This is a genomic window from Nostoc punctiforme PCC 73102 (genome assembly GCF_000020025.1).
In the GTDB taxonomy this organism is placed as follows: Bacteria; Cyanobacteriota; Cyanobacteriia; order Cyanobacteriales; family Nostocaceae; genus Nostoc; species Nostoc punctiforme.
In genome coordinates, this window is sequence record NC_010628.1 from 1,563,969 (window position 1) to 1,582,947 (window position 18,979).

The 18,979-nt window shown below is 40.2% G+C and carries 10 protein-coding genes; 6 read left to right on the top strand and 4 right to left on the bottom strand.

Features of this window, described 5'->3' with window-relative positions; genetic code table 11:
• Positions 1–160: 160 nt before the first annotated feature.
• Positions 161–7,279, bottom strand: a complete 7,119-nt coding sequence (locus NPUN_RS06600) for a type I polyketide synthase (RefSeq protein ID WP_012408031.1) — start codon at positions 7,277–7,279, stop codon at positions 161–163.
• Between the two features lie 658 nt (positions 7,280–7,937).
• On the bottom strand, positions 7,938–8,204 hold the full coding sequence (locus NPUN_RS06605) for a hypothetical protein (RefSeq protein ID WP_041565952.1): 267 nt from the start codon (positions 8,202–8,204) through the stop codon (positions 7,938–7,940).
• Positions 8,205–9,046: 842 nt separating this feature from the next.
• Here NPUN_RS06605 and NPUN_RS06610 point away from each other — a divergent pair.
• The 5 genes from NPUN_RS06610 to NPUN_RS44665 all read left to right on the top strand — a co-directional run bounded on the left by NPUN_RS06610 (position 9,047) and on the right by NPUN_RS44665 (position 14,876).
• The gene (locus tag NPUN_RS06610; RefSeq protein WP_012408033.1) at positions 9,047–9,370 is read left to right on the top strand and encodes a hypothetical protein; all 324 of its coding nucleotides are present in this window, start codon (positions 9,047–9,049) and stop codon (positions 9,368–9,370) included.
• Positions 9,371–9,669: 299 nt separating this feature from the next.
• Positions 9,670–10,875, top strand: coding sequence for an ABC exporter membrane fusion protein (locus NPUN_RS06615; RefSeq protein ID WP_012408034.1), 1,206 nt, complete (start codon positions 9,670–9,672; stop codon positions 10,873–10,875).
• A gap of 150 nt (positions 10,876–11,025) precedes the next feature.
• Positions 11,026–12,198 (top strand): ABC transporter permease DevC, encoded by a 1,173-nt coding sequence (gene devC / locus NPUN_RS06620; RefSeq protein ID WP_012408035.1) that lies wholly within the window; start codon positions 11,026–11,028, stop codon positions 12,196–12,198.
• Between the two features lie 134 nt (positions 12,199–12,332).
• Positions 12,333–13,037 carry a DevA family ABC transporter ATP-binding protein gene (locus NPUN_RS06625; RefSeq protein WP_012408036.1) on the top strand — a complete coding sequence of 235 codons (705 nt, stop codon included), beginning with the start codon at positions 12,333–12,335 and terminating at the stop codon, positions 13,035–13,037.
• Positions 13,038–14,054: 1,017 nt separating this feature from the next.
• Entirely contained in the window at positions 14,055–14,876 is an 822-nt protein-coding gene (locus NPUN_RS44665; protein WP_012408037.1) for a WGxxGxxG family protein, read from the top strand.
• A 111-nt stretch (positions 14,877–14,987) separates the two neighbouring features.
• Here the strand turns inward: NPUN_RS44665 and NPUN_RS06635 are convergent, their stop codons facing one another.
• Positions 14,988–17,051, bottom strand: coding sequence for a potassium channel family protein (locus NPUN_RS06635; RefSeq protein WP_012408038.1), 2,064 nt, complete (start codon positions 17,049–17,051; stop codon positions 14,988–14,990).
• A 314-nt stretch (positions 17,052–17,365) separates the two neighbouring features.
• Positions 17,366–18,139 carry a glucosamine-6-phosphate deaminase gene (locus tag NPUN_RS06640; protein ID WP_012408039.1) on the bottom strand — a complete coding sequence of 258 codons (774 nt, stop codon included), beginning with the start codon at positions 18,137–18,139 and terminating at the stop codon, positions 17,366–17,368.
• A 151-nt stretch (positions 18,140–18,290) separates the two neighbouring features.
• On the opposite strand from NPUN_RS06640, the gene NPUN_RS06645 reads away from it, so the two are divergent.
• Positions 18,291–18,977 (top strand): HAD family hydrolase, encoded by a 687-nt coding sequence (locus tag NPUN_RS06645; protein ID WP_012408040.1) that lies wholly within the window; start codon positions 18,291–18,293, stop codon positions 18,975–18,977.
• Positions 18,978–18,979: the final 2 nt, after the last annotated feature.

Consider the following 18,979-nt stretch of genomic DNA (forward strand, 5'->3'; position numbering starts at 1 on the left):
CCACCTCCTCAAGCTGATGTATATATTTTGTAAGAATTCAGGAGTCAGAATAGTTAAAGAATCAGGATAAAATTTGATGAATCAATCATATTAGATTCCTTCTAAATCTAACTTCTGACTCCTTAATGCTGAATTCTTATGACATTTCTCAGTTGCCTATTTAAATTTCATCTAGTTGCTTGGGTAAAATAGTTCCCTTAGCACCAAGCATTCGGGTATATATTTTCCCTTGCTGATTATGGGCGATGACATCAACAACTAAACTCGATTCTGTCTTTGATTTTATTTCACAAGAAACGTAAAATGTTTCATCAAATGGAACGGCAGCAAACTGTTCAAAAGTTTTGATTTCTGAAGGTAAACAAGCTACCTGATAAAAATGCTGCGCCCAAATCCAAAATGCATGAATCTGCACATCTGCAATGTAGGGATTGAATGTTTGGACTGGGAATTGTCCTTGTTGTCTTTCTCCAGGCTCTGGCAAGTAGCATTCTATGGCGATCTTGTCCAGATTGGCATTTAAAACAGATTTTACACCTTGAAAGGTAAATCCGTGAAATAAGCTAGCTGCCCCATTTTGATAAAGTGATGAAGTCGTCGCGGTGATTTTATGATCCTGGCTTAAGTTCATAAATTCGTGTGTTGGGGGAATAAGAATTTCCCGCTTCAATTTCATCTGACTACTAAAATGATAACGGATTTTACCTTCTGGCGTTTTACTCCAGATTTTGGCATCAAAATCTATCTCATTAATATCATGTTTAGCAACTTCTTGCAATTCTAAAGTGTATTCAGTTGCTAAATTTTCATCAAATATTAGTCCCTTCAAAACTTTATAATTTGTACAACTGAAGGCTTTATAACCAGGATAGATTTGTTCGCAAGCGTTAGCAATCCATAAGAGTCCACAAGTCGCGGGGAGAACTGGATAGCCAGCAATTACATGATCTTGTAAAAATGGATTAGCTGCTAATGTTAGTTGCCTCTGAATCCGAAAAGTTCTCAACTCGCTTGGTAACTTTTCTGGGATATATACTAAGGGACTACCAATTACAACTTGCACAGTTTCTTGATTGGTGCTAGCTAATTCATCAACTAACATTTCTGTACCAATATCAACAGGAATAGTCTCGATATTCCGTTCAGCAAAAGCTTGCTTTAATTCAGGAGAAACCATACCACTATCCCAAGGGCCCCAATTAATCGCTACTACATGAGAATGGGGATGGTTGCGTTTGACAAGGTGGGCTGATTTGTTGAGAATTTCATTAGCGATCGCATAATCTGACTGTCCCACGTTTCCGTAGAAACCAACTACAGAAGAAAACAGGACTAAATAATTCAGTTGGCTAGGTGTTACACACCGCAACAGGTTTTCTAGACCTTTAACTTTGGCAGTGTAAACTGTTTCAAAATCTTGGACTGATTTTTTCTCAATCCGCTTATCAGCTAGATTTCCAGCCCCATGAATAATTCCTGTTACCGGGCCAAAACGCTTGACAGCATTAGCAACTTGCTCTTGAAGTGCGATCGCATCAGTCACATCAACATTTAAATATTCAGCTTTTCCACCCGCCTTGTTGATAGCTTGTAAGGTTGTAGCAATTTCGCGACTAGATGAAATAGCGTTAAACTTTTTCTGCACCATTGCAGGTGTGGGTTTTTCGCCTTTGGCGAAGAAATCCTCCATAATCCGCTTTTTCAAATCTGCTTCGCTTAAGTAACCTTCAGTCCATACGGGTTCTGGATCGGCGGTGGAACGACCCACCAAGATAAATTTGCATTGATAACGCTGCGCTAGTTTAATCACACACTGAGCCGTTATCCCTTTCGCACCGCCGCTTACGAGAAATACTTGGGATTTGGCATTAGGGATGGGGAAAACGTTGGAGGAAAAAGTGTTGGGTGCAAAGGGGATTCCGTCGATTTCCTGCTCTCTATTTTTTTGTTCTTCCTGTTCACATACTAGGGTTACTCGCTCTTGTGAGTTATATCCCACTTCCACAACTAATAGATTTGGGTCGTGAAGTTCGGCGAGGATATGCTGTGCTGATGTTTCGGCATCTAAATCAGGACTGAGGTCAATGGCTCGGCAAAATACAGATTCCCATTCCTGGTTCAAACTTTTAGTAAGTCCGAATAGTCCAGCGCCAATTGCACCGAAGTTAGTTTTTTGTCCTAGTCCAAATTCGCCATCCAGACGAGCCACAGTTATAAAACTACTACGTCCTTGAACTGCTGCTTGATTGAGCGGTTCTTTAAGATATTTGGCGATGAGAAAGACATGGCGAAGGATGGCTTTTTCTGATTCTAGATAACGGACATGGTTGCTTATATCGTCGTGAGTGGAAGGATTCAGATGGATAAATGTAGCTATTTGTCCATAGTTAGTAGCGATCGCTCCTAACTGTTCTCGCAAATGCTCCTCACTCAAATCTGCAAGCACCACACGGCTAATCCCTTCAGGTAACGGAGATTGTTTAGCAATCACGGTTGAAGGAAAAGTTAAGACAACGGTTTTCCAGCCGCGTTTGAACAGAGTCTCAGCTAGTTTCGCCGTAGTCAGAGAACCATCATCGGTAAGCAAGGCGATATGGTTATCGGGTAAGGTGAAATCTAAAACATCAGGTTCGGGAAGATATTTGAGTCTGACAGGATTGCGAAGAATTGAGGATTGGGGACTGGGGGTTGGGCATTGGGGATTGGGAATTGGGGATTGGGAAAACTCTTTCCCGCTTTCTTGTGCTTTTTCTATATGTGCAACAATTTGTCCAAGGGTACGTAATTGAGCCAATGCTTCTGAATTCATCTTGGGTAAATCCGGGTATAGTTCTAGCAACGCTTCGAAAATTTCCACAAGTTTGACAGCATCAATTCCCAAATCTGTCTCTATATCCATCGACAAATCTAACATCGTCGTCGAATAGCCTGTCTTTTCACTAACGACATTGAACACAATGTTAGTAAGCTCTGGAGATGAGGGGGATGGTGGGGATGAGGAAGGTATTGCTGTTACTCCTCCATTTCCCTCATCTCCCTTATCTTCTCCATCTCCTTCTGCTCCCTGCTCCCGTTCGGCTACGCTCACGGCAAGCCCGCTCCCTGAATCATTTGGGGCGTTGACAAAGCCCGTCGCAGGTATCGCACCAGAAATCTCAGATGCAATTTTCCCCATATATTCAGCTATTTGAGCCAGTGTGCGTAGCTGTCCTACTTCTTCGGGATCCGGCTTGGGCAAATCGGGATATAGTTCTAACAACGCTCCGAGAATTTCTACACGTTTGATCGAATCAATCCCCAAATCTGCCTCGATATCCATCGTTAGCTCTAACATCTCCGTTGGATAGCCGGTTTTATCACTAACGATATTAATTAAAGTTTCACTCAGGGTAGCTTGATCGATAATTAGTGGTGGTTCGGGTGCAATTTCTATAGGTGCAGTATTCTCCTTTAATGGAGTAACATCCAGAACTGCTGTTGCTTGATGATGTGCGCCATTACCATTACCATTACCATTTGTGCCGTTACCATTAGTTAAAACTGGCTCCGATTTAGTGGCAAATCCGTTACTCGGTAAAGCAACCGGTGCAGTCTCCCGAACAGGATTATCCTCTTCGGCTGGTGGAGCTACTGGACTTGGTTGATAATTGACTGGCGGTATCAGATTCTGTTGAGTGGTATTGCTGGGCGACGGTTGATAATTTCGCTGAAGCAATTGGAAAAAGTTGTTAGTGTATTCTTGCTGATAGTTGAGATATTGCTCATGGATACGGAGACTATCAGTTTGATGCTCGTGAAACCGCATGATGCTGCGCTCTGAACTGGAGATTACCAGTTGCTGTGTTTCTGTATGTGGTTCGCTGAATTTACTATTTCCCCACACCGCATGTTGTTGCTCCATGAGTTGGAAGAAGGTTTTAGTATATTCTGTCTGATTGTTTAAAGATTGTTCATGAACCTGCAAGATTTCATGTTGATTGCGACTGAAATCAATTAGGGAGTATTCTAAGTTATCTATAGCTCTTAAATAACTTAGAGGAAGTTCTGAACTAGGTTGCAAAGACTTAATATCGAGTTGATCTGATTGCCCATTCTGCACAGATTTCACTCCACCGTTGACTGTTACTTTCTCTGCTGAATGAGAGGGGTTAGCTGTTACTGAGTGAGGTTTATTGCCATTTCCAACGGGAGATTGACCGTTGACAGCTACCTTCTCTGCTGAATGAGAGAAGTTAGGTTTATTACCATTAACATGATGCCCATTTTGCATAGCTTTTTCAAAGGACTGCTTGGTTTTTTCTGATACATAGTTAGTGCTATTTAAACGGACATTCAAGAGCTGATTTGGAGAAGCTTCTGGGATTTTGTACTCCAGTTGATAGGGGTCTAAGTTTTGCAAAGGTAATCCAGCAACGCGTAACTGTAGAACAGCTTGCCGCAAAGTGCGATCGCTATCTTTGAGATGACTAGCATTTAAAGCTACAGCTAAATGAGGGCGATCGCTTAGGATATCTTTTACCAAGTTGGTAAGAACGCTTCGCGGCCCAAATTCAATAAAGCAGTAACCGCCTTCAGCGTAAATATTTTCAATTTCTTGCTTAAACAGCACCTGATTTTTCAGGTGTTCTTTGAGGAGTTTTTGAATAACTTGCGGCTCATTCGGGTAACGCTTCCCGGTAACATTTGTATAAACCGGGATTTGTGGCTCATTAAAAGTAACTTTCTCAATTGCTCTAGCAAAGGGTTGCTGTGCATAAGCTACTAATGGAGTGTGAAAGGCTGCGGAAACTCCCAACAAAATGCTAGAGAACCCTTGAGTTTTCAGAGCCTCCTGTACATTAGCAATTTCAGCTTTCGTCCCTGCTAACACCATCTGATTTGGAGAATTCAAGTTAGCAATGGTGACTTGCGGGAAATTCTGAATTAGTTCTGTAACCTGATTTACATCCCCTTTGACCGCCAACATTGCTCCCGCATCCAACAGAGGATCTTTTGGTGCAGCCATCGCTTGACCTCTAGCTTTGACCAAGAAAAGGTAATCTTTCTCATTCAAAACTCCCGCAGCCCACAAAGCAGTCAGTTCTCCAAAGCTATGTCCGGCAACGAAATCTGGCTTAAACCCAGCCTGTTGCAATATCTTGTACAAACCAGCGCTAAAAGCTCCAATAGCCGGCTGTGCGTATTCTGTTTGCTGCAACACCTTCATCTGGGCAGTCTTTTGATCTAGATCAAACACAGGGTTCGGGAAAACAACCTCCGAAAGGGGCTGCAAACCGTCTTCACGTAAAAGGTTATCAATTTGAGCATAAGTCTGCCCCAAGTCAGGGAAGTTAATTAGGAGTTCCCGACCCATTTCTAAGTATTGCGAACCTTGTCCAGAAAATAGGGCAACCACCTTCCCCTCTGTTGCTATGCCAGTTTTGCGATAGTAAATTCCTTGGGGATATTCCCATGATTCTGCTTGCAGTTTGCTTGTGAGCAAGTCAATACTTGTTTGCAGCAAGTCACAAGCTTGAGTGAGAGAATCAGCAACAAACCCAAGTCTGGCATTTGTAACCGGAATTTCTAAAGATTGAGAAGCCGCAATCAATTCTGTATAAAGCTGTTCTCCCGTATCTGATTGCAATTGCTGTCTAATTTCTTGAATGCGCGATAACAATTCTTCAGGTGTTGACGCAAATAGCAACACCGACTGAGAAGGTTTGTGTAAACGATAGGGTTGCTGATGTTGACTTGTGTATTCTTCCAAAACGACGTGATAATTTGTGCCACCAAAGCCAAAAGAACTTACCCCTGCACGTCTTGGTTGGTCATCGCCACTAATCCAAGGTCTGGTTTCGGTATTTAAATAAAATGGGGAACTATCAATATCTAATTTAGGATGCGGTTTGGTGACATTAATCGTGGCTGGTAATACTTTGTGGTGTAAAGCTAAAGCCGTTTTGATTAGACTTGCCGCACCCGCAGCAGCTTTTGTATGTCCAATCTGCGATTTGACAGTTCCAAGAGCAATATGCTGTTTTTTGGGATTGTTCTCGCCAAAAACTTCTTTTATAGATGAGAATTCGGCGGGATCTCCAGCCATAGTACCAGTGCCGTGTGCTTCAATCAAACCAACACTTGTAGGCGAAAATCCGGCATCTTCGTAAGCACGATGCAAAGCTCTCATTTGACCTTCTGGACGTGGCGCATAGATACTTTTATAGCGACCATCGCTAGAAGTTCCAATGCCTTTAATGACTGCATAGATTCGGTCATTATCTCGCTGGGCATCCTCAAGGCGTTTCAGGACTAACATTCCCACACCTTCACCTAGCATCATCCCATCTGATTCTGCATCGAAAGGTTTAACATTCTCACCTTGGGAAACAGCAGGAGTTTTGCTGAAGCACATGTAGGCCATAATTGAGTTGTCGGTGTCAACTCCGCCAGTGATCATCATATCGGCTCGATGCTCAATTAGCTCGCTCATTGCCATTTTGAGCGCACCTAATGAACTGGCGCAAGCGGCATCTACTACACAGTTAGTTCCGCCCAAATCTAGGCGATTGGCAATTCTTCCTGTAACTACGTTTGCCAGCATACCGGGGAAGGCATTCTCATCCCACTGCACATAAGCACTTTTGATTTTCTCAATGATTTTTTGTGTATCATCGTCAGATAAGCCACTGCCTTTGAGGACTTTTTCCCAAACCGGGTACTGCATTCTCACAGTCAGAGGAACCGCCAACTGTCTGCCTAGTGCCACACCTAAGATTACACCAGTGCGTTGGCGAAGGCGATCGTAGATATCGCTGTTAAACTGTCGAGATTCGCCGTAACCTGCATCTTCCATCGCTGCTTTCGCAACAATCAGACCTAGCAATTGCGATATATCTGTGACTTCTAGGCTGTTGGGTGGCAGCCCAAATTCCATCGGATTGAAATTGACATCCGGGATAAATCCACCTCTTTTACAATAGGTCTTATCAGGTGTTCTGGGGTTAGGATCGTAATAATCCTCTACACTCCAACGCGAAGAGGGAACATCAGTAATACAATCAACTTTGTGAATTATTTTTTCCCAATATTCCTGTAAATTTTTGGATTGGGGAAAGATTGAAGCCATCCCAATAATTGCAATATCTGTTTTTTGCTGAGGTCTATTTATTTCGCTGGTTAACGGTGCATTCTCAACCATAACTTTTTTCACCTGTATGAGCTTTAGTAGAGCCTGTTCACAATTGCTAACTTCTTCTTGCAACTGTGCTAAAACAGCTTCAATTCTAGAAGCAGTCATGACTTTTTCTTCACTATTAGATTTTTGAGATGTAAAGATGATAATAAAATTACCATCTCTACAAATAGAGAAAGACGCGATTATTTTTTAGGTAAGGCTAGGGGCTATTGATGGTAAGCGAGATGCCTTTACTTGAGGTTCAGAAGCTATAAACAAGACTTCAAGAGATTTTAGTGATGATATTCTGAAGTCTCAATGTAGAATTCAGATTTCTTTTGTGCTAAAGAATTGTTCTAAATTAGAAATGGCTTCAAAGTTACAACATAAGTTGTTAATCAGATGTAAATTGGATATTTTCATCCAGCTAACATCTCAACTTCTCAATTGTAGTTAATATTAGGCTGTTTAACTATCCATTACAACTGATATACAACTTATATACAACGGTATAGCTCTTGAGAGGTAAAATCTCATTAGGCATAACTTCTTAGTCCATTTCAATAACGGTACTAGTAGCCTATCAGCCCGATCTCTTTTTGTCTCTGACTCTGTGTTCTCTGTGCCTCTGTGGTTCATCTCATTAAATTTGCTGGGTAAATAAGTTTATGGTTAGAATTTTCTAAGCGCTTTAATGATTAGTACAAACCCTCAAAATTAGCTTAGAAAAGTACATTTTCTGATTGCAATTTGAGAAGTGAATCAGAACCTAGATATAAACTTATACAGAATCTTTTTCGGAATTAAAATTGTCGTCTCCTTTATTACTTATCGTCTGGTTTTGAGCAGCAGCTAATAGCTTTTGCTCAAGCTTACTAATACTAATTCCCAGCTCAGAAGCTTTTTTTGTTTTCCACTCTTCTAGCTCACAATCATGTTGATTGAGCCATTCACGCACCGCAACGCGGGCCATCTCAGCTTTGCGAAGAGTCTGGCGAGCTGCATGAAAAATCAGTCGCTGGTTATCAAAGCTTGGCAATGAGAGCATGAATCGCTGTAGTTTCATTTTATCTGGGGTCTTTAGGGGGCGATCGCTGTCACTCACATAACTATTAGAACTCTTTTCAATTAGTATGTCACATAACAAAAATACATTACTCGAATTGCATACAAATTGCATATATTTTCAATTTAGTACTCACCTCTTACTCGAAAAAATACTGAAAAAAAGTATTAGAATATCAACAACATTAGGCTGCTATTAGTTTATTTATTATTGAAAAATAGAGATGATAGCTACTTAAACAAGCTAAGTGCCTGTGAGTTAATGCTATAGTTTTTACATCTATCCAAAAGTTGATTTATTTCTTTTGAAGATTGTGTATTAATCAATAAGATATTTTTAAAAGATTTTTATTCCCAAAGAAGTAATTACGTCTGCAATGTAACAATAACCACTAGCAACTATATCTAAAGAATGAAAAATACTAGCGAACAACAGACCCACTATAAAGCAAAGACTTATTTTGATATGCTGAGTAATAGCGAGGACATAACAGTGTTAAAAAGTGGTCAAAGATCGCAATTATTTTTCATGAATTGTATCGATTACATTGCTAACTATTTCGCTTCACAACTGTTGCATATAGGTTGCAATTGAGTATCAATCAGTTTATCGTAAGTGATTAAATAATGTAATTCAATACTGTCTGTTTAAGAAGGTGGAGAGATACATAAATAGGGAGAATAAAAATATAAATTCACCTGATTGCTGGTCACTCTATACATTCATAAACGCGCAGTATGACAATGTGATTTAATGCAATGAACCGTATTGTATGAAGCCTTCTGCATAATTAGACTGTCACGAAAATATAAGGGTTTGCTGGCATGAGACTATCTGAGCTAGATCCACTCATCCCGCTAATTGAGTTAAGAGAAGAACTCCTGAAGCTACCAAAAGGCTACTCATTTTATGAAGATGAACTGGTAGATTTTTTATCTCGACGAAGATGGACTGAAAGTAATCGCCGCATTGATCGGACAACTTTCTGGCGGTGGAGAAATGACAACGGCATTGAACATCAAAAAGTATTTAGTCGATTAGATATCTTGAAACTCTGCCAAATTTGCGACCACTATCGCATAGATGGAACTCGCAACGAATATCTGGCGATCGTTAAAAGTAAAAAAGAGGCGGTTCTTAACAAATAAAGCTACCTCTGGCTAGATACATAAAGTACCAAACTGCTTCATCCAAAGTTAATTTACTAACAGATTGATTTATGGATCGATATGATTGATGTTAGTAATATCTAGCTTTGGGAGATACCCCAACCCCCCTTAAAAAGGGGGGCTTAATTCACTCATTCAAAATAGTTACTTTTACCCGCTTCAAGCTGAATTAGAGTGTTTATCTTGGCAATGATATAAGGTCTAATTTCATCTCTGCTATTTCTGAATAATTTCGAAAGGCCTTGTTCTCAGACATCGCTAATTTGGAATAGGTAATTATGGTACAAAAACAAAAACAGTCATTCATCAAACCATTAATTAAGCCTGTAGTTTGGTGGCCAGTTATATTAGCAACTACTATGACTCTAGCTACTGGTGCAGCCTCTTTCTATACCTTTTCACGATTTCAGTTGTCCTCGAAAGTGCAGCCTCTAGCTACCCCACGTAGTTCTCCTAAAATGACTACTATTGCAGCATTAGGACGTTTAGAACCTCAAGGAGAGGTCATTCGTTTATCGGCTCCAGAGTCCCAAGGGGGTGTTAGGGTAACAAAACTTATGGTAAACAAAGGAGACAAAGTGCGACAGGGGCAAGTAGTTGCAATGCTTGACAGTTACTTTCCTCGTCTTGCAGCTTTAGAAAAAGCCCAACAACAAGTCTTAGTTGCTCAAGCCAGTCTTAACCAAGTAAAAGCTGGCGCAAAAGCTGGAGATATCTCTGCACAAAAAGCAACCATTGCTCGTTTAGAAGCTGAGTTGCGCGGAGAAACTTCTGCCCAAGAAGCAACGATCGCTCGCTTACAGGCTGATTGGCGGAATGCTGAAAGCGAAAATCAGCGATATCAGCAGTTATATAAAGATGGTGCGATTTCAGCCTCCGACGCAGATACTAAACGTTTGCGAGTCGATACAGTTCAACAGCAACTCAATGAAGCTAAAGCTTCTCTCAAGCGCAGTATAGAAACTCTTCAAAAGCAGTTAATAGAGGCTAAAGCCAGACTCAAGAGTATTGCTGAGGTTCGTCCTACCGATATAGCAGCAGCACAAGCTGATGTCGAAAATGCCTTAGCCTCAGTTAACCAGGCTAAGGCAGAGTGGGATTTAAGTATTGTGCGATCGCCCATAACCGGGCAAATCATGAAAATTAATACTTGGCCTGGAGAAATTATCGGCACTACAGGAATAGCTGATTTAGGTCGCACACAACAGATGTATGTGGTAGCAGAAGTCTATGAAACTGATATTAAAAAAGTACGTATCGGTCAATCTGCGATTATTACTAGTGATGCTTTACCAGGTAAATTACGAGGAAAAGTTACAGATATTGGTTTACAAGTTGGCAAACAAAATATCTTTAACAACAATCCTCAAGCAGACACAGATAACAAAATAGTTGATGTAAAAATTCGTATTGATAATCTTCAAGATAACCAGCGAGTTGCTGGGCTGACTGATTTACAGGTAGAGGTAATTATTGATATTTAAAACTTCTCAAGAAAGCTTTGTTAATTCATTGAACGTCCCTGCCCTACCTAATACTAATTCGTAATTGACTACGCTTTAACAGAAAGTTCTTGATTCAAACAAAGCATTCTTTCTTAATTTAGTCTAATTTCCACCCTTGAGGTTTACTAAATGATTCTCAATATCCCCTTAGCTTGGTTACAACTAGCCAGACAAAAAATTCGCTTTCTTGTAGCTTTGGCTGGGATTGCTTTTGTTGCAGTTCTCATGTTTATGCAAATTGGTTTTCAAGCTGCTCTTTATGATAGTGCCACGCAGTTACATAAGAATCTAGAAGGAGACTTATTTTTAATCAGTGCCCAATATAAATCTCTAACGTCAAATCAAAGCTTTCCTCGCTCACGCTTATATCAAGTATTAGGTTTTGATAATGTCGAATCAGTTAGCCCGTTATATGTGCAATTCGCCAAATTTAAAAATCCCAACAATGGTCTAAAGTTTCCATTATACGTGCTGGGATTTGACCCAGTTAAATCAATTTTCAAATTCCCACATATCGACGAAAAGCTCGATCTAATCAGAATCCCTAATATCGTTTTATTTGACCGCGATTCTCGACCAGAATTTGGAGCGATCGCTAAAGATTTTGAACAAGGTAAAGTTATAAAAGTTGAAATATTCAGCTACACTGGATTAGTTGGTTACAAAGTTAAGGTTGGTGGTTTATTTCGCCTCGGACCTTCCTTTGGTGTTGATGGGAATTTAATCGTTAGTTCTTCAACTTTCCTCAGAATATTTCAAGATCGTCCGGCACAAAAGATAGATATAGGATTAATTAAGCTCAAACCTAATACCGACCAACAAAAAGTTTTTGCAGATTTATCAGCCAACTTACCCAAAGACGTAAAAGTAATTACTCGCAAAGATTTTATTGCTTTGGAAAAAACTTATTGGTCTCTTAGAACACCCATTGGATTCGTGTTTAATCTGATGGTATTAATGGGGTTTGTTGTTGGTGTAATTGTTGTTTATCAAATTCTTTATAGTAATATTTCTAGTCATTTAACTGAATATGCAACCTTAAAAGCAATGGGATTCAAAAACAAATACTTATTAAGTGTAGTTTTTCAACAAGCTTTAATCTTAGCATCTCTAGGTTATATTCCAGGTTTGGCTATATCTCTAGCCTTATATGATGTATCAAAAAATGCTACTAAATTACCAGTTATTATGAGTACAGATAAAGCCATTCTAGTATTGATATCAGCAACATTAATGTGCTTAACTTCTGGGTTTTTATCTACAAACAAACTCCGAAAAGTAGATCCAGCAGATATTTTTTAATTTTACATAGCAGTCCGCTTTAATTTCTGTTCTTGCAGCGCACATGCGATAGGTAGCTAATAGACAATAAAGCTCTTTGAGTTGTACCTAGCTTCGCAAAAATCAAATATGAGTCATATATATCTGAGAAAATCATGAAAACAAAGTTTATTGTGAATATTAGCGATCTGAATCACTACTTCGGCGAGAAAAAAGTACGAAGTCAAATATTGTTCGATATTAATTTTAATATCAAATTTGGAGAAATTGTGATTATGACTGGGCCATCAGGTTCAGGAAAAACAACTTTACTAACTTTAATTGGTGGGTTACGGTCTGTCCAAGAGGGAAGCCTTCAATTTTTAGGTCAAGAGCTTTCTGGAGCTAGTAACGAGCAATTAGTTAAAGTACGCCGCCACATTGGCTATATTTTCCAAGCTCATAACTTATTAGATTTCTTAACAGCCAGGCAAAATGTTCAAATGTCGCTAGAATTACATAAAAATATTTCTGAATGGGAAGCTCGCAGCAAATCAGAAGCTATACTAAATGCGGTTAAATTGGAGAATAGAGTTAATTATTACCCATCTGATCTCTCAGGGGGACAGAAACAACGGGTAGCAATTGCTCGGGCTTTAGTAAGTCATCCAAAATTGGTTTTAGCTGATGAGCCTACAGCTGCTTTAGACAGTAAGACAGGCCGAGATGTTGTCACCCTAATGCAGAAACTAGCTAAAGAACAGAATTGTGCTATCTTAATGGTCACTCACGACAACAGAATTTTAGATATTGCCGATCGCATAATTCAGATGGAAGATGGTTATCTGGTCAAAGAGGTTTGTCATCTACCAAATGGATGATAACCAAATACCTGTAAAATTTGAATATGTCTTTAGCAATACTAATTTAGTTTAATTTTGCTACAAATATCCAGCAGCGAAGTACAGGTTAAAGAATTTGTATCAGTCATTATAGTGAAACAATATTCCTTAAGTCTAGAGTAAGACACATCTGGAGTATGAAGTTATAAGTTTTTAGGTGAAATAATATTGTAGAGTATTTTTAAATACGGTCTTATGCTTTTTTGCCAGCATTTAGCTGCTTATCTTTATAAGATGTATCTAAATAAAAATAAATAAAAAATCAACTCATCAAAAAATCCAAAAATCGTTGTATTCATTGCAATTGCTACAGCAGCTTATGCTTAAAGATTTGATTTTTTGTCTACAAGAAGCAGCTTTATACCTTATATTCAAAAAATCTCGAACACCTCAAGATCCTTCCGAATGTTTTGTGAACCCCCCCTGTGGATGTACTAATCCAGGGCAATATATCCAGTGTGAAGATTGTGATTATCTTGAGTCCTGCTTATCGGATTGTAAGCTGCAAAACGTTTCGTTATTTTCATGTTCACAGAATAAATTTAATTAATGTAAAAGTAATGCCTACGATAGAAGTAGGTTTACTCCTATGGTAGAAGTGTGAAAACAAACTAGCTGTTATGTTAATTAGGAATGAAAAAACAATTCATAATAAGTAATTAAAAAGTAGATTGCAAGTGAATATAAATATTTTTACATTCAGTAAGTATTACTTTTTATTCCTTGCTTTTTTGCGAACAAGCGGCTTTAGTCGTAGTTTCTCAATCATAAAATTAAGTAATTACTGATTATGAATTAGTTTGAATCTGATGAATATTTATGTGTTATGGAAGCTTTAAATGCTTTCAATTTTTCCAACACAAACTAAGTGAAAAACTTCTGAATCTATAACTTGACGATCAAAAGTTACCTAACTTAGCACTGGATTAAGTAGAAAATATCAGTTTTGAACGTCAATCAACCACAGAAATCTAAAACATAAAAGGGACTATGACCATGAAGCCTTTTAATTTATCTAAAACTGTTCTGGCTACTGCCTTTGCCATCAGTTTCGCTTCTGTATCTTTACCTCCTTCTGTTTTTGCCCAAAGCGGAGGCTCAGGTAGTGGAGGTTCTAGTAGTGGTAGTAGCTCAGGGACTGGAACTACAGGTACTGGAACTACAGGTACTGGCTCTGGAACTACAGGCTCTGGCTTAGGTACTGGCTCAGGCACTGGTTCTGGGGCTGAAACTACAGGCTCTGGCTTAGGTACTGGCTCAGGCACTGGTTCTGGGGCTGGAACTACAGGCTCTGGCTTAGGTACTGGAACTACAGGCACTGGTTCCGGGGCTGGAACTACAGGCTCTGGCTTAGGTACTGGAACTACAGGTGCTGGCTCAGGTACTGGAACTACAGGCACTGGCTCAGGGACTGGAACTACAGGCTCTGGCTTAGGTACTGGTTCCGGGACTGGAACTACAGGTACTGGTTCAGGTGCTGGAACTACAGGCACTGGTTCCGGGGCTGGAACTACAGGCACTGGTTCCGGGGCTGGAACTACAAGCACTGGTTCAGATGCTGGCACAACAGGTACTGGCACAACAGGTACTGGAACTACAAGTACTGATCCTACAGGCACTGGCACAACAGGTACTGACACTACAGGTACTAACAGGAATACAGGTGTTACAACTTCCGAAAGAACTAGCGATCGCGGTTTCGATTGGGGTTGGCTAGGTTTACTTGGTCTAGCCGGTTTAGCAGGTCTGGCTCGTAATCGTGATAAAGTCCGGGCTTATAGCGATCCGAATGAAGTAACGGGTACTCGTTCTAGATAGTATTCACCACACTGTAGGAAGCGTACAGCCGTTATTTTTGTCAAGTTCAGGTTAGGTCAGTAGGGGCACAATATATTGATATTGCGCCCTTTTAATCACATCCCAGTTTACTCAAGTCGAACTACTGTTTTGTCCAATGAAGATTACATTTGCCAAAACTTGTATTTTTGTTAGCGCCCGCACCAGACGTTGAGCTTGATGTTTATAAAGTGGTATTGGCAATACTCCAGGCAAATTATTCATCCACTGCCTAGCAGTAGCCAAACTACATCCTGTAATCAAGACTATTTCTTCAGCACCATAGATAATAGCATTTGTAGTCAGAGCTTTCTCGATCTCCACCTGCCAAAGGCGAGGCAACATTTCACCCCATTCGATTCGCTGCAAACTACTGCTTGTGGCTAAAACAATCAAGCGATCGCCAGCATAGAGCTTAACATCATACCAGGGCATCAAGGAATAATTGTCTCGCCGATATTTATGGTAGAGAATTGGCACAACACTGTAGCCAGATGCTATTTCAGATAGAAGTAACCCATTGAGGGTATCACCTTCTTCAATCTTGTATTCCGTCACCATGACTATTTGCTCGCTCAAGTGAAACAAGCTCAAAACATTTTCCCCAAAGGCAGCGCAAGCAAAGACTTCCGCAGATAAAGCCGCACCACATAAAACTTGAGCATAGGGAAATAGAGGAGCGATATTATCACTAAAATGACGATCTTGAGAGCGGATAATCAAGCTTGTGGCGGGGTTAATTGCATGAGCCATCAAACCAATTTCCAGATTTTCCATATTATCGTCCCCAACTAAAATGATGCTTTTAGCAAGCGAGAGATTCACCTTAGCGAGTGCTTCGTTAGTATTGCCAATAATCAGGGGGATATCTGGTAAAGTGCCTGGATCGAGAGCGGTAGTATGAATTCCTACTAACGGCTGATTGAGTTCTTGCAAAAGAGCAGCAACTTTCTGTCCCAAGCGATTTAAGCCAATAATCACTACATGGTTGCGTTGTGGTATGGGAGGACGAGAATTGAAAAACTGGAATCTGGAAGTGACAAGAGCATCAGTCACCAGTGCATATAATACTCCCACGAAAGCTTGACCTATCAATGTAAGCCCCAGGCTAAAAAACCGCAACCACCAAGGGATATGATCTGAGGGTTCAGATTGCGATCTAAACTCAACACCGCCAAATAAATCTCCGTATCCTCCCAAGAGCAACACTGCTGTTGCATAGAAAGCTTCTTGCAGGGTGATGTCAGGATAATACAAGCGGTAAAGAATAATTCCAACGAACCACAGGATTAGTACGGTAATCCCATAAATTGTTGCAATTCGCCGAATTTGATTTTGGCTTCGGTAGTAAGATTGCCAAAATTGTAATATTTTTTGCTTAAAATTCTTCGCTGTTATGCCTTGAAGAAACTCTTGCCACTGCCACCTTTGGCGATAAGATTTATTTGTATATTGCTCAGAGAAAGCCAGTTCGTATGCAACATCAATGTAAACGAGCGTGTCTCCTACCTGCACTTCTGCTTCTGGGTTCCATCCAAACAATTCTTTGAGGGGATCGGATGAAACGGTTGTGTGACTCAAAATGCGGCGAGTTGTGAGATTGAGTCTATGTACTGGCTTGCCATTGCACCAGCTATCTTTCGCTTGTACTTGGTGCTTGATTACTTGCAATAGTTGCCCTTCTAAAGTAAAGTAACCGATCGCTTCAGATCCAAGAGATGCTAAAGCAAAGGCATGAGCAGAGAGATGGGTAGGCTCAAAGGCAAGAAAATTGCCTAAGTTTTCGGATAAAAGTTTGTTAAAATTTTGTTTGTCAGAACGTACAATCAGGCGAACGTGCGGATTAAGTCGCCGTGCTGCAAACGCTGCTTCTATATTTATCCGCTCATTTCTTGTGACTAAAAGTATTGAGCGACATTGCTTTATACCTGCCTGCTCTAAAACACAAGGCTTGCGGCAGTCACCGATGATTAATTTTTCTAGCAAGCTTGGTACTTCTGGGACTTCCCAATGTTCGGGTTGTACATCGTCAATGGCGTTAACTTTAACATCGTATTCCTTTAAAACTGCAACACAATGCTGACCTAAACTTTGGAGTCCGCATACTAAGAAAAGGTCTTGGGTTTTTTTGGGATTGTTGCTAGGAGGGGGATGCACTTTCTGTTGATAGCAGCAGTCAATACTGCTAACAGTACGTGTTTGGTAGGATTATATCTTACCATTCGGGTAATGTATCCCTTCACTTACACAACTAAAGAGGTTTTCTGACTATAGCAATCCTATTTGAGTTGTGAAAAATGTAGATTAGAAAACGAACCGCAAAGGACGCATAGACGCGGAGCGGCTTCCCGCAGGGTAGGGCGCAAAGGGAGGAAAGAAGAAAGAGAGATGTGATTTTCACGAATGATTTAGGACTGCTATATGTAAAAAATTACTTCTTAATAATATTCTCTGAGGATTGAGAGAGAAGTTTAAGAAAGTAAACTAGCAGAATTTACATCTAAAAATAACGTCGCTTGGGATTGTTGACGAAGAATAGAAGCCGGGCAATCTGTAGTTATAGCTCCTTGCAACATTTCTTTTACCACATTCGCTTTACGTTTTTCTGGAGCAAGACAGATAATTTTTTTAGCTGAACAAATTGCTGAGATGGTGACAGTAAAAGCATATTGTGGGACAGTTTCTAGATTTGGAAATTGACCTGTACTAACTTGTTGCTGACGGTTCACTGTATCCAGTTTTACTAGTTTCACACTATAAGGATCTTGAAAATTTGCTACTGCTGGATCGTTAAAAGCCAAATGTCCATTTTCGCCAATACCAAGACAGCATAAGTCTATTGGTTGCGCTTGCAATAATTTTGTGTAGCGATCGCACTCGTTTACTGGTTGCAGCGTATCACCTTCTATATAGTGAAACTCTTTAGGAGCAACCCGCTTCTCTACACGTTCTCGCATATAGCGCCGGAAACTCGCAGAATGGTCAGCAGTAATTCCCAAATATTCATCTAGATGGAACAGAATAATCCGCGACCAATCTACGCCACCCAATGCAATCAAAGCATCGAGAAATTTGAGTTGAGAGTTACCTGTTGCTAACAATACAGCAGCTATATCTTGTTGTTTGAGAACTTGCTGTAAATGCTTTTGGGCGATTTCGGCAACATCTTCGGCCATTTCGACTTCAGAGTTATAAATCTGCACTAATAAATCATCAACGCGAAAAAAGTTTGTAGCGGTTAGCATTTGCTTACATAGAAGGTTATCAATAATTCACCAGAGGCTTACGTCACAGTGTAAGTATTCCCCTCTATTGACATAGAACAATCACTCAGCACAAAAACAATGTAAACTATGTAAATTAAGTTAACAATTATTTACATTTTACCAAAAAATCATGCTAGCTGCAATTCTCTTTGACCTCGACGGCACTATTGTCAATACCGACCCCATACACTACCGAGCTTGGCGGGAAATGCTGTTAAATTACAGCCTAGAAATTGACGAAACATTTTATAAATCCAGAATTAGCGGGCGGCTAAATCCAGAAATTGTTAAGGATATTTTGCCACAATTATCAACCACAGAAGGGCAGAAATTTGCAGACGAAAAAGAGGCGCTTTTCCGCAAACTCGCCTCGAATCTTAAACCATTGAATGGATTTTCTGAACTACTAGCATGGACAGAGACACATGAGTTAAAGCGAGCATTAGTAACTAATGCTCCTAGATTAAATGCAGAATTTATGCTAGAGGTATTGGGAATAAAAGAAGCTTTCCATACAGTTGTTGTAGCGGATGATTGTGTAGCAGGGAAACCTGACCCTGCGCCCTACCAAGTCGCTCTGAATAAGTTGGCGATTTCAGCAGAGGAAGCGATCGCATTAGAAGACTCTCCCTCTGGTATTCGGGCGGCGGTGAGCGCAGATATCCGCACTATTGGTATCGCTTCTACCCACGATCCGCAATTTTTACAAGAAGTTGGCGCATTTATGGCAATTCCAGATTTTACTGATTTGCAGTTGTGGACATTGCTCAACTCACTCATTGAGCCAGATTTAAGTGCGATCGCTTCTAACCTGTAAAC

Bases quoted from the DNA above. Each gene is read 5' to 3' on its own strand.
- NPUN_RS06600 (WP_012408031.1), bottom strand. From the start codon at position 7,279: ATGACTGCTTCTAGAATTGAAGCTGTTTTAGCACAGTTGCAAGAAGAA.
- NPUN_RS06605 (WP_041565952.1), bottom strand. From the start codon at position 8,204: ATGCTCTCATTGCCAAGCTTTGATAACCAGCGACTGATTTTTCATGCA.
- NPUN_RS06610 (WP_012408033.1), top strand. From the start codon at position 9,047: ATGAGACTATCTGAGCTAGATCCACTCATCCCGCTAATTGAGTTAAGA.
- NPUN_RS06615 (WP_012408034.1), top strand. From the start codon at position 9,670: ATGGTACAAAAACAAAAACAGTCATTCATCAAACCATTAATTAAGCCT.
- devC (WP_012408035.1), top strand. From the start codon at position 11,026: ATGATTCTCAATATCCCCTTAGCTTGGTTACAACTAGCCAGACAAAAA.
- NPUN_RS06625 (WP_012408036.1), top strand. From the start codon at position 12,333: ATGAAAACAAAGTTTATTGTGAATATTAGCGATCTGAATCACTACTTC.
- NPUN_RS44665 (WP_012408037.1), top strand. From the start codon at position 14,055: ATGAAGCCTTTTAATTTATCTAAAACTGTTCTGGCTACTGCCTTTGCC.
- NPUN_RS06640 (WP_012408039.1), bottom strand. From the start codon at position 18,139: ATGCTAACCGCTACAAACTTTTTTCGCGTTGATGATTTATTAGTGCAG.
- NPUN_RS06645 (WP_012408040.1), top strand. From the start codon at position 18,291: ATGCTAGCTGCAATTCTCTTTGACCTCGACGGCACTATTGTCAATACC.